The sequence below is a fragment of the Enterobacter soli ATCC BAA-2102 genome (genome assembly GCF_001654845.1).
In the GTDB taxonomy this organism is placed as follows: Bacteria; Pseudomonadota; Gammaproteobacteria; order Enterobacterales; family Enterobacteriaceae; genus Enterobacter; species Enterobacter soli.
The window spans coordinates 132,329-143,812 of the sequence record NZ_LXES01000024.1; the positions used below are offsets into that span (position 1 = coordinate 132,329).

Here is an 11,484-nt window from a genome sequence, read left to right on the forward strand (position 1 = left end):
GGGGTTTTGAAACTGAAGAAACATTAAACAACACGGCCTGCCTGCCGATAGTTACACGTCAGACAATATCCTGCATATAAAAAAGGCGAAGAATGTTTAAACGTATAAAAGTGATTACCCTCCTGGTCTCGGTGCTGCTTGTGCTCGGCATCATGCAACTGATCTCCGCCGGCATTTTTATTAATGCGCTAAATAACGACAAAGATAACTTCACCGTTTCTCAGGTGGCGAGCCAAAACGTGGCGGAATTCACCGATGCGTGGATCAGCCTCAACCAGGCGCGTGTTACCCTGAACCGCGGGATGTTGCGTCTGCAAAGCAGCGTGGCGACCCAGATTAACGGCGGTCAGCTGAATGAGCTGGTAGAGACGGCAAAAAATCTGCTGGCGGATGCACAAGCGCATTTCGATAAATACTACGCGCTGCCAAATACCCCAGGGCTGGGTGAAGACTTGCCAAAGCAGCTGGAAGAACAGTACCGCATTTACTCCGCCACGCTGACACAAATGAACGTACTGCTGGGGCAGGGCAATCTGGAAGACATGTTCAAACAGAATGCCGAGCAGAAGCAGAACGCGATGCAGAAAGTCTATCACGAGTGGCGTACTGCCCAGGCGAAGCTCGCCAACAAAGGGATCAAGGACAATGAAAGTGACTATAAGCGCATCCTGTGGGCGCTCTCTGTCATTATGCTGATCGTCGTGGGTGTGATTATCGCCAGCTGGATTGCAATGCGTCGTGTCCTGCTGCTGCCGTTGCAGGATGTCATCGGTCATATCCGTGCCATTGCCGCCGGTGATTTGACTCAGCCGGTTGAAGCGAGTGGTAAAAATGAGATGGCGCTGCTGGCCCACAATGTCCAGGAGATGCAAAAAGCACTGGCAAATACGGTTGGTGTGGTGCGCCAGGGGGCCGATACCATCTATACCGGGGCCGGTGAAATTTCCGCGGGCAGCAACGACCTTTCTTCCCGTACTGAACAACAGGCCGCTTCTCTGGAAGAAACCGCAGCCAGCATGGAACAGTTGACGGCAACCGTTAAACAAAACGCCGATAATGCACGTCAGGCTTCCCGCCTGGCGCTGGATGCTTCTTCAACTGCGAAGAAAGGCGGCAGCGTAGTGGAAGGCGTGGTACGTACCATGGACGAAATTGCTACCAGTTCCAGCAAAATTGCCCAGATCACGAACGTTATCGACGGTATCGCTTTCCAGACCAATATCCTGGCGCTGAACGCAGCGGTTGAAGCGGCGCGCGCGGGTGAGCAGGGCCGTGGCTTTGCAGTGGTGGCGGGTGAAGTCCGTACCCTGGCACAACGCAGCGCTCAGGCCGCGAAAGAGATCAAAGCGCTGATCGATGATTCCGGCGAACGCGTTAGCGCGGGCTCTCAGCTGGTGAACGAAGCGGGGGCCACGATGGCGGAAATCGTCAATGCCGTGACCCGCGTGACGGACATTATGGGTGAGATTGCTTCTGCGTCTGACGAGCAGAGTCGCGGTATCGACCAGGTCGGTCAGGCTGTTGCAGAGATGGATCGTGTGACTCAGCAAAACGCCTCGCTGGTGGAGGAGTCTGCGGCGGCGGCGGCGGCGCTGGAAGATCAGGCTGCACGTCTGAACGAAGCGGTCGCGGTATTTAAAATTGCACGCGGCCAGGCAGTGAAAGCGGCTCCGGTAAAAACCTATGTGCCAAAAACACAGCCCGTAGCCACGGCAACGGAAGCCAACTGGGAAACCTTCTGACATCATGCCGGGTGACGCTGACGCTTACCCGGCCTACTGTTTTGTAGGCCCCGCAAACGCAGCGCCGCTGGGCAATGCTCACATCTCAGATGCCGGAACGACCATCGGTTTTTCCGGCTTTGCCCTCACCGCAATCACCACACCAACCACCAGCAGTAGTATTCCACAGGCTGTCAGCAGCGGCGGCACGCTCTGGCGCATCAGGAAGGTGTAAAGCAGCCCGGCAAGGGTTTCAAAGACAATCAGTGGCCCCAGGATCACCGTGGGTAACTTCTGGCTGGCGATGTTCCAGCAAAGCGCGCCCACCCAGGAGCAGAGCACCGCGATAGCCACCATTAATCCGACAAACACCCACGGGCGCGGCCCGAAGGGCAGGGCGAATTCAGGTTGCTGCACACCTAACCATGCACAGGCTCCCACGTATCCCACCAGCGAGACGGGCAGCGTAACCAGTGCCTGCGCCGTTGCCCACATCATCGGATGTTTGTCCGGGTTTTCCCGCAACCAGCGGGCATTACGCAAGGCATACCACGTCCAGCACACCACGGAAACCAGCGCCAGTAAGATGCCAGAGCCGTAACGCCACCAGCTGAAATCAGTAAGCCCGTGACTGAGCTCGGCAACGTTCACACACACTAACCCGGCGGCGATGCAGACCAGTGCAGGCACCATTTTTGACCACGCCAGTTTGCCATCGCGTTGGCTGTAAAGCAGGTTGGCAAACACCGGGATCACTACCGGCAGCGTGCCGATAATCATGGTGGAAACCGGCGCGCCCGTGCGCTGAATGGCACTGGCGAGACACACGTAATAGATGAGGTTTCCCATCATGGTTAATGCCAGCGCGGTTCCCCAGTCCTGGCGGCTAAGCTGGCGCAACCGCCCGCGGCCAAACCAGGCCAGAGGAAGGGCAATCAGCCCAAGTGCCAGATAGCGCCCGGTAGACTGCAAAATCGCCGGGTATTCCGGCACGATAACAGGGCCAACAAAAATCAGCCCCCACATCAAACCTGCAAGCAGGGCATACAACACGCCGCTAATCATTTTTCCATCCACATTCATTCACTCTGACATCAGTGTAGAAAGGGAAATCAGCGCCGTATTGTATGAGATTGCGCATTAGCGCTTAACGACCTGCTTCTGGTAGCGCACTGGCGTGATGCCATAGCGACGGGTGAACGCGCGGGTTAAATGGGACTGATCGGTAAGGCCGGTTGCGGCGGCCACTTCTGCGGCGGGCATTCCGTGAGTCAGAAACGCTTTGGCACGCCAGAGACGGATTGCCATCAGCATCTGATGCGGAGTGACATGGAAATGGGCTTTGAACTGGCGCTGAAAATGGTACGGACTTAGCGACACCACATTTGCCAGTTCATCTAATGTGAGCGGATGCATATAGTTGTCGTGCAGATAATCACGCACGCGTTCGAAGCGATGTGCGCCTTCCTGAATCACGGGGGCATGGCGAGCGAGCGGCTGGAATGTCTCTATCAGCTCCAGCAGCATCCCTTTTTGCGCCAGCGGATCGTCCGTGTGCCACAGGCCGTATATTAGCTGGCCGATGTGCTGTGAGCGAAGGGGATCGTGGCGTGTCACATCGTTAAACCACCAGTGGCGGATGCCGGTCACCTCTTCAAGAAGTTGGGGTTCAAGATAGACCATCCGGTAGCGCCAGCCGTCGTCAGTGGCGGACTCGCCGGTGTGGATCTCGTCTGGGTTCATGGTGACAACAGATTGCGCAGGGGCAAGATACTGAGTCCCGCGATAACGAAAGCGCTCGGCACCGGTTTCTATGGTGCCGATACCAAAGGCTTCGTGGGTGTGAGGCTCAAAGGCGTAGTCTGAAATATGTGCATGATACAGTTCGATGCCCGGCACCTGCGCCAGGTGGCGAAAGCGCGCGCTGTCTCTCTCATCAGTGAACTGTTCTGGTACGCCTTGCACGGTGAACCTCCTCGTGGGTCATCTCTTCATTATCAGAGATGACCCGAGGGGATGCCACAAAAAATAACCAGTTTGTAACAATTACAGGATCGCTTTGACGCTCTCAGCCAGTGGCGTCGTTGGGCGGCCAATCAGCTTGCTCAGGGTATGGCTGTCATCGAACAGGCCACCTTTAGACGCGCCGGTATCGGAATCAGCAAGCATATCTGCCAGCCCGGCAGGCAAACCAACGCCTTTCAGCGCGGCGGCAAAGTCGGCTTCGCTAAGGTTCTGATACGCCACGTTTTTACCGCTCTGTTTGCTCAGCTCCGCGGCCAGTTCGCTCAGCGTCCAGGCGTTATCTCCCGCCAGTTCATACACCTTACCCGCGTGACCCTCCTGCGAGATAACCGTTGCGGCGGCAGCGGCATAGTCTTCACGGGTCGCGGAGGCAATTTTGCCCTCACCGGCGGCACCAATGAAAACGCCATGCTCAAGGGCAGGCGGTGCACTTGCCAGATAGTTTTCGGTATACCAGCCGTTGCGCAGCAGGGCGTAAGGCACGCCAGATTCAGCCAGCGCTTTCTCGGTGGCGACGTGCTCAACGTGCAGCCCCAGAGGGGATTTATCGGCATGCAGCAGGCTGGTATAAGCGATGAATTTCACGCCCGCAGCTTTAGCAGCGTTGATAACGTTCTGGTGCTGCGTTGCGCGTTGGCCCACTTCGCTGGATGAGATCAACAGGAGCTTATCCACACCGTTCAGCGCCGTGGTGAATGCCGCCTGGTCGGTATAATCCGCCTGACGCACAACAATACCTTGCTGGCTCAGTGCTCCGGCTTTTGCCGGATTACGCACAATGGCCACAATCTGGCTGGCCGGAACGGTTTTCAGCAGGTGTTCAATAACGAGTTGGCCAAGCTGGCCGGTTGCACCGGTAATCGCGATCATGAGGGAACTCCTTCGTGTTTGTCTTGTGTTGTGGCACACTATCACCAACACTAACTTTTAGTAAGTACGCACAAAAAGGTAAGTATGAAAACGACGCCAACGCTCAGTGAACAGTTACGGGACGGAAACCTGTTTGCCGAACAGTGCCCATCGCGTGAAGTGTTAAAGCATGTCACCAGCCGCTGGGGCGTGCTGATCCTGGTGGCGCTGCGCGATGGCACGCACCGCTTTAGCGACCTGCGCCGTAAAATGGGCGGCGTGAGCGAGAAGATGCTGGCCCAGTCGCTTCAGGCGCTGGAGCAGGACGGATTTATCGATCGCGTGTCGTATCCGGTCGTGCCGCCGCATGTAGAGTATAGCCTGACGCCGCTAGGGGTTGAGGTGAGCGAGAAAGTGGCCGCACTGGCAGACTGGATTGAGGTGAATACGCCGAAGGTGATGGCTAATCGGGACGATCGTGCGGCGTAAAAGCCGGGTGGCGGCTTCGCCTTACCCGGCCTACCCGTAATTTTCCACCCCGTAGGCCGGGTAAGCGCAAGCGCCACCCGGCACAATGACTACTTGCTCAAATCCACCTGATAAATTGCAAACCCGATATCGTCTGTTCCGACCTTATTCATCGGGTACTGCGCCTTATCCTTAATGAACGTCGCTGCCTTATCGGACGGTGACGTTTCAATGCGGATATCCAGCTTCGTGTCGCTGTGGATCGGCGCCAGACGCCAGTTGTTATCCACCGCCGGATGGATTTCACCCGCCTTTTTCGACTCTGCGCTGATCCAGGCTGCCAGCACGGAGCGGTTCTCGTCTGGCGAAGCAAAGGCGATATGGCTGTCACCCGTTCCGGCAAACTTACCGCCGTAGGCGCGGTAATTATTGGTGACCACCAGGAAGGTCGCCTCAGGATCAAGTGGCTTACCGTTGAAGGTCAGGTGTTTGATGCGTTCTGCCTGCGGATTGATGGCCTGGCACTCGCCGTCATATTTCGCAGGTTGAGTAACATCAATCTGATAATCCACTCCGTCGATCACGTCGAAGTTATAGGTGCGGAACCCGTCCCAGTTAATCAGCGACTGCGGTTTACTGCTGTGCGGATCGATCTGATTAAACTGCCCGGCAGAGCACTCAAGCCAGTCTTTCACCTCTTTACCCGTTGCTTTTACCACCACCAGCGTGTTCGGGTAGAGATAGAGATCGGCGGCATTTCGGAAGGTGAGCTGGCCCTTTTCAACTTCAACATAGCTTGCCGGGTCATTCTTACGCCCACCCACTTTGAACGGTGCGGCGGCAGAAAGCACCGGTAGTTTTGCCAGATCCGGATCGCCCTGAATAAAGTGTTCCGCGTAGGCTTTCTGCGCCATGTTGACCACCTGTACAGTTGGATCATCCTGTACAAGCGCCAGGAAACTGTACATGTTGTCGGCGGATTTACCGATCGGTTTGCTGACGAATTCGCGCGTGGCGTCATGGTCGTGCTTCAGCACGTCGACCAGTTTTTTATCTTCAGCGGCCAGTGATTTTTTGGCGGAGGCATCATAAATTGGGCGCGCTTCGGCTTTAGACTGGGTCACTTTCCAGCTGCCGCTGTCGTTATTCAGCACCAAATCCACCACCCCAAGATGATCGCCCCACATGCCAGGCATCACCGACGGCACGCCGTTCAGCGTCCCTTTTTCAACATCTGCCCCTTTGATGCTGGCGAAATCTTTACCCGGGAAGATGGCATGAGCGTGACCAAAGAGAATGGCATCCACGCCCGGCACTTCACTCAGGTAGTACACTGAGTTTTCCGCCATCACCTGATACGGGTCGGCTGAAAGCCCCGAATGGGCGACCACCACCACCAGGTCAGCCCCTTTCTCGCGCATCTCCGGCACATATTTGCGGGCGGTTTCGGTGATGTCGTTAACGGTCACTTTGCCGCTGAGGTTGGCTTTATCCCACGTCATTATCTGTGGCGGTACAAAGCCGATATAACCGATTTTCAGCGACTGCTTTTTACCGTCTTTATCGACGACTTCAGTTTCTTTAATCAGGTAAGGGGTAAATAAGGGTTTTTGGGTCTTAACGTCGATGATATTGGCGTTAACGTACGGGAACTTCGCGCCAGCCAGCGCATCGTGAAGGTATTTCAGACCGTAGTTAAACTCATGGTTACCCAGGTTGCCGACAGTATAATCCAGGGTGTTCAACGCCTTATACACCGGATGGATCTCGCCTTTTTTCAGCCCCTTAGCGGCCATATAGTCGCCAAGCGGGCTGCCCTGAATTAAATCACCGTTATCGACCAGTACGCTGTTTTTCACTTCAGCACGCGCGGCATTGATCAAACTTGCCGTACGTACCAGTCCGAATTTTTCCGTTGGCGTATCTTTGTAGTAATCGAAGTCCATCATGTTGCTGTGCAGATCGGTGGTTTCCAGAATGCGGAGATCCACCGTCGCCGCCTGTACACTTGCTGCGATCAGCGTTGCCAGGAGCGTTGCGCTAAACTTAATCATCAGAGGAGTCCTTTTTTCGATCCAAGCCACAAAAGAATATGTATGTATATTTTGTTGCTTACAGAATTGTGAATCCTGCCAGAAAAAAGCATTTTGAAATCAGTATTGCCTCACAGATAGCGGAATTGTTCACATTACGATATAAATAAAACAACGAGTTATGCCCACTGCGTTAATAAAGAGGTGGAGAATGTTAGATAAGATTTGTCAGCTCGCACGGGATGCGGGTGATGCCATTATGCAAGTGTATGACGGTGCAAAACCGATGGACGTCGTGAGTAAAGCGGATGACTCCCCGGTCACCGCGGCTGATATCGCGGCGCACGGCGTGATCCTGAAAGGGTTACAGGCGCTAACGCCTGATATTCCCGTACTCTCAGAAGAGGCGCCGCAAGGCTGGGATGAACGCCAGCACTGGCAGCGCTACTGGTTGGTCGACCCGCTGGATGGCACCAAAGAATTTATTAAGCGTAACGGTGAGTTCACCGTCAATATCGCGTTGATTGAAAAAGGGAAAGCGATACTTGGCGTAGTGTACGCGCCGGTCATGAAGGTGATGTACAGCGCCGCCGATGGCAAAGCCTGGAAAGAAGAGTGCGGTGTGCGTAAGCAGATCCAGGTGCGCGATGCGCGGCCACCGCTGGTGGTGATCAGCCGTTCGCACAGTGACAACGAGCTGAAAGAGTACCTGCAACAGTTGGGTGAGCACCAGACCACGTCGATTGGCTCATCGCTGAAATTCTGTCTGGTGGCAGAGGGCCATGCGCAGCTTTATCCCCGTTTCGGGCCAACCAACGTCTGGGATACGGCCGCAGGCCATGCTGTGGCCGCCGCAGCCGGTGCGCATGTTCATGACTGGCAGGGCAAGCCGCTTGACTACACCCCGCGCGAGTCGTTTTTAAACCCAGGCTTCAGGGTATCTATTTACTGAGCCAGTAGCTTATGCAGCAGGGCAACCACCTGCTGCACCTCTTCCTGCGTCAGGGCACCATCTTTGGCCCACTGCACGCGACCTTCTTTATCCAGCACCACAATCGCAGAACTCTCTTCTTCCAGTTGCCAGGCCTTACGCGTCACACCATTGCTGTCGACAATAAACTGCGACCACGGGTAGAGCTTTTTATTGCTCTCCAGGCTTGAGCGTACGAACATCCCGGAGCCCGGGATGGCATCGTCGGTGTTCACAATGGTGGTGGTCTGGTAGCGGTCATGAGGGAATTTTGCGGCCTTGATCGCTTCTACCAGGGTTGCGTTTTTTTCTTTTGCAGATGTACGACCGGCAATATGTTGTACAACTCTCACTTTGCCCGCGAGCTGCGCGCTATTCCAGGGTTTGTAGCTAAACTTATCATTGTTGAGAATCAATTCTCCCCGGTCAGCAATACCGACTGGCGGTACACGTTGTCCGTTTTCAAAGTTGTGCGCGCCGGCCCACAGTGGCAGAAGCAGAAATGCTGCTGCCAGGATGTTACGTAGGGTCATGGTGTTTCCTTATTTTTTAGCAGGTGATCCGACCACTTGGTCTTACGCTTTAAGCATAAGTGCGATCAAGAGGGTTTACCCGCAATCCCAATGCCAGATTGCGGGCGAACGCACATAACCACGAAAAAACGACGGCTTATACTGCCCTTAGTCATGGTTTGCAAAGAATATTCTGATTAATTGTAATCAAACGGTAAATAAACTTATGCACACTGGGTATCAACGGTAGTTCTGGTCTATAGTCATTGGGCAATAAATTTGCGCTCAGGACAGTCGGGCCGATTGTGGCACCGCAAGAGCGTATGATTCGCAGGAGATACAAGAATGAAAATTTTCCAACGCTACAACCCGCTTCAGGTGGCGAAGTACGTGAAGATCCTGTTCCGTGGACGGTTGTATATCAAGGATGTTGGCGCTTTCGAGTTCGATAAGGGCAAGATCCTTATCCCGAAAGTCAAGGATAAGCAGCACTTGTCTGTGATGTCCGAAGTCAACCGTCAGGTTATGCGTCTGCAAACTGAGATGGCTTAACCAACGTGCTATGCAGTAGTTAAAAAAACGGCTCCCAATGGGAGCCGTTGATGTTTATGGGGACTTACGCAGAAACCTGCTCCTCCGCGTCTGGCAGCTTCGGCACCAGCACGGTTGGTTTGTTGTCGATACGCGTCACCAGCAGCTGGTCGATGCGGTAGTTATCAATATCCACCACTTCAAACTTATAGCCAGAGAACTTCACCGAGTCGGTACGTTTCGGGATTTTACGCAGCATAAACATCATAAAGCCGCCGATCGTCTCATAGTTGCCGGACTGCGGGAATTCGTCGATGTCCAGCACGCGCATTACGTCTTCGATCGGCGTGCCGCCGTCGATCAGCCATGAGTTCTCGTCACGCTGAACAATTTGCTCTTCCATGCCCTGGCCAACCAGGTCGCCCATCAGTGTGGTCATCACATCGTTCAGCGTGATAATACCCACCACCAGCGCGTATTCGTTCATGATAACCGCGAAGTCTTCGCCCGCTGTTTTGAAACTTTCCAGCGCTTCTGAGAGCGTCAGGGTGTCCGGCACAATCAGCGTGTTACGGATCTGTACGCCGCTGTTCAGCGCCAGGCTCTGGTTCGCCAGCACGCGGTTCAGCAGGTCTTTGGAGTCCACATAACCGATGATGTGGTCGATATCTTCGTTACAGACCAGGAATTTAGAGTGCGGGTGTTCCGCCACTTTGCTCTTCAGGCTCTGTTCGTCTTCATGCAAATCAAACCAGATAACACTTTCGCGCCCGGTCATGGAAGACGGTACGGTACGGGATTCCAGTTCAAAAACGTTCTCGATTAACTCATGTTCTTGTTTGCGCAGAACACCCGCCAGCGCCCCGGCTTCCACTACCGCATAAATATCGTCGGAGGTGATGTCATCTTTACGCACCATTGGCAGCTTAAAGACGCGGAAAATCATGTTCGCCAGGCCATTGAAGAACCACACCAGCGGGCGGAACACGTACAGGCAGAAGCGCATCGGGTTGATGATACGCAAAGCTACAGCTTCTGGCGCAATCATACCGATGCGTTTCGGGGTCAGGTCGGCGATCAGAATGAACAGACCGGTCACCAGCGAGAAAGAGAGAATAAAGCTCAACTGCTCGGCAAGTTCTGCGGACATGTACTGAATAAAGAGGCTGTGGAACGCCGGAGAAAACGCCGCGTCGCCCACGATACCGCCCAGGATGGCGACCGCGTTCAGGCCAATTTGCACCACGGTGAAGAACATCCCCGGGTTTTCCTGCATTTTCAGAACGCGGTGCGCGTTGATGTTGCCTTCGTCGGCGAGCAGCTTAAGTTTGATTTTTCGGGACGCAGCCAGCGAGATCTCAGAGATTGAGAAAAATGCACTAACGGCAATAAGACAAAGTATTACTAAAATACTGTTTAACATAGTTTATCCGGCTTCTCGCCAGATCCTCGGAAGGGAAGTTGATCACGTTTGTGTGAAAACACATTGAACACCAGCTCGTAGCGTTGAGCTGATTATTTCAGCGGGTAGTATAGCGTAAAGGAGTGTAAACCTGCCAGAGGTCACATTTTGAGTGGTTTGTGCAGGAAATACCGCGCCACACGGGTCGTGTGGCGCTATACAAGTGATCAGGCCAGCTGTGGCGGCAGGCACACGCCGATGCCACCAATACCGCAGTAGCCATACGGGTTTTTATGCAGATACTGCTGGTGATCGTCCTCGGCATAGTAGAACGGTTTTGCGGAAGCGATTTCCGTCGTGACCTGGCGGTCATCCCCGGCGTCACGCATGGCGCTCTGGAAGCGTTCCAGGCTGGCGTGCGCAGCGGCATCCTGCTCTGGGGTCAGCGGGTAGATCGCAGAACGGTACTGGGTGCCGTGGTCGTTGCCCTGACGCATCCCCTGGGCCGGGTCATGGTTTTCCCAGAACACCTGGAGCAGTTGTTCATAGCTAATGATGGACGGATCATAGACCACACGGACCGCTTCGGCGTGTCCGGTTTCGCCTGAGCACACTTCGCGGTAGGTTGGGTTCGGTGTGTAACCGCCGGTATAACCCGCAGCGGTGCTGTAAACGCCCGGAAGCTGCCAGAACAGGCGTTCCACACCCCAGAAGCAGCCCATGGCGAACAGGGCGATTTCCATTCCTTCCGGGACGTTAGTCATTGAATGATCGTTTACGGCGTGTAAAGTCGCTACAGGCATTGGGGTGTTCCGTCCCGGTAATGCATCTGATTGAGAAACAAGATGCTTTTTGTCGAATAAACTCACGGTTTGGCCTCCCGGGCAGCGATGTTTCGGTTAAGGTTGTCATGAAGCGTTTAATTGAACACAATAAATACGCTGAATGAGTCTAGATTTAATCATAAGAAATA

The 11,484-nt window shown here is 54.3% G+C and carries 11 protein-coding genes; 4 read left to right on the forward strand and 7 right to left on the reverse strand.

All coding sequences use genetic code 11. From position 1 onward, the window contains the following. Positions 1 to 92: 92 nt before the first annotated feature. Positions 93 to 1,742 (forward strand): methyl-accepting chemotaxis protein, encoded by a 1,650-nt coding sequence (locus tag M987_RS08055; protein WP_014068645.1) that lies wholly within the window; start codon positions 93 to 95, stop codon positions 1,740 to 1,742. 78 nt (positions 1,743 to 1,820) lie between these two features. Here M987_RS08055 and M987_RS08060 read toward each other — a convergent pair whose 3' ends face one another. The 3 genes from M987_RS08060 to M987_RS08070 form a co-directional block, all read right to left on the reverse strand. Further along, positions 1,821 to 2,786 (reverse strand): DMT family transporter, encoded by a 966-nt coding sequence (locus M987_RS08060; protein WP_014068646.1) that lies wholly within the window; start codon positions 2,784 to 2,786, stop codon positions 1,821 to 1,823. Between the two features lie 75 nt (positions 2,787 to 2,861). Continuing rightward, positions 2,862 to 3,686, reverse strand: coding sequence for an AraC family transcriptional regulator (locus M987_RS08065; RefSeq protein WP_014068647.1), 825 nt, complete (start codon positions 3,684 to 3,686; stop codon positions 2,862 to 2,864). An 81-nt stretch (positions 3,687 to 3,767) separates the two neighbouring features. Beyond that, positions 3,768 to 4,616, reverse strand: a complete 849-nt coding sequence (locus M987_RS08070) for an SDR family oxidoreductase (RefSeq protein WP_014068648.1) — start codon at positions 4,614 to 4,616, stop codon at positions 3,768 to 3,770. An 84-nt stretch (positions 4,617 to 4,700) separates the two neighbouring features. On the opposite strand from M987_RS08070, the gene M987_RS08075 reads away from it, so the two are divergent. Next, positions 4,701 to 5,084 (forward strand): winged helix-turn-helix transcriptional regulator, encoded by a 384-nt coding sequence (locus M987_RS08075; protein ID WP_014068649.1) that lies wholly within the window; start codon positions 4,701 to 4,703, stop codon positions 5,082 to 5,084. An 89-nt stretch (positions 5,085 to 5,173) separates the two neighbouring features. On the opposite strand, the gene M987_RS08080 is transcribed toward M987_RS08075, so the two are convergent. After that, on the reverse strand, positions 5,174 to 7,117 hold the full coding sequence (locus M987_RS08080; RefSeq protein WP_014068650.1) for a bifunctional 2',3'-cyclic-nucleotide 2'-phosphodiesterase/3'-nucleotidase: 1,944 nt from the start codon (positions 7,115 to 7,117) through the stop codon (positions 5,174 to 5,176). 190 nt (positions 7,118 to 7,307) lie between these two features. Between M987_RS08080 and cysQ the strand changes: the two genes are divergently transcribed. Further along, on the forward strand, positions 7,308 to 8,048 hold the full coding sequence (gene cysQ / locus M987_RS08085; RefSeq protein ID WP_014068651.1) for a 3'(2'),5'-bisphosphate nucleotidase CysQ: 741 nt from the start codon (positions 7,308 to 7,310) through the stop codon (positions 8,046 to 8,048). Here the strand turns inward: cysQ and M987_RS08090 are convergent. Next, complete coding sequence (locus M987_RS08090; protein WP_014068652.1) at positions 8,042 to 8,599, reverse strand: YtfJ family protein; 558 nt, start codon at positions 8,597 to 8,599, stop codon at positions 8,042 to 8,044. The two genes, cysQ and M987_RS08090, sit on opposite strands and share 7 nt — an antisense overlap. Positions 8,600 to 8,923: 324 nt before the next feature. Here M987_RS08090 and M987_RS08095 point away from each other — a divergent pair, with 324 nt between their 5' ends. Further along, positions 8,924 to 9,130 (forward strand): DUF1107 domain-containing protein, encoded by a 207-nt coding sequence (locus M987_RS08095; protein ID WP_003856054.1) that lies wholly within the window; start codon positions 8,924 to 8,926, stop codon positions 9,128 to 9,130. A gap of 64 nt (positions 9,131 to 9,194) precedes the next feature. Here M987_RS08095 and paeA read toward each other — a convergent pair whose 3' ends face one another. Both paeA and msrA read right to left on the reverse strand, forming a co-directional pair. Continuing rightward, positions 9,195 to 10,532, reverse strand: coding sequence for a polyamine export protein PaeA (gene paeA, locus M987_RS08100; protein ID WP_014068653.1), 1,338 nt, complete (start codon positions 10,530 to 10,532; stop codon positions 9,195 to 9,197). Between the two features lie 206 nt (positions 10,533 to 10,738). After that, positions 10,739 to 11,380, reverse strand: a complete 642-nt coding sequence (msrA, locus tag M987_RS08105) for a peptide-methionine (S)-S-oxide reductase MsrA (RefSeq protein WP_014068654.1) — start codon at positions 11,378 to 11,380, stop codon at positions 10,739 to 10,741. Positions 11,381 to 11,484 lie beyond the last annotated feature (104 nt).

Coding starts and splice junctions, on each gene's coding strand:
- M987_RS08080 (WP_014068650.1), bottom strand. CDS start 7,117: ATGATTAAGTTTAGCGCAACGCTCCTGGCAACGCTGATCGCAGCAAGT.
- paeA (WP_014068653.1), bottom strand. CDS start 10,532: ATGTTAAACAGTATTTTAGTAATACTTTGTCTTATTGCCGTTAGTGCA.
- cysQ (WP_014068651.1), top strand. CDS start 7,308: ATGTTAGATAAGATTTGTCAGCTCGCACGGGATGCGGGTGATGCCATT.
- M987_RS08055 (WP_014068645.1), top strand. CDS start 93: ATGTTTAAACGTATAAAAGTGATTACCCTCCTGGTCTCGGTGCTGCTT.
- M987_RS08060 (WP_014068646.1), bottom strand. CDS start 2,786: ATGATTAGCGGCGTGTTGTATGCCCTGCTTGCAGGTTTGATGTGGGGG.
- M987_RS08095 (WP_003856054.1), top strand. CDS start 8,924: ATGAAAATTTTCCAACGCTACAACCCGCTTCAGGTGGCGAAGTACGTG.
- M987_RS08070 (WP_014068648.1), bottom strand. CDS start 4,616: ATGATCGCGATTACCGGTGCAACCGGCCAGCTTGGCCAACTCGTTATT.
- M987_RS08090 (WP_014068652.1), bottom strand. CDS start 8,599: ATGACCCTACGTAACATCCTGGCAGCAGCATTTCTGCTTCTGCCACTG.
- M987_RS08075 (WP_014068649.1), top strand. CDS start 4,701: ATGAAAACGACGCCAACGCTCAGTGAACAGTTACGGGACGGAAACCTG.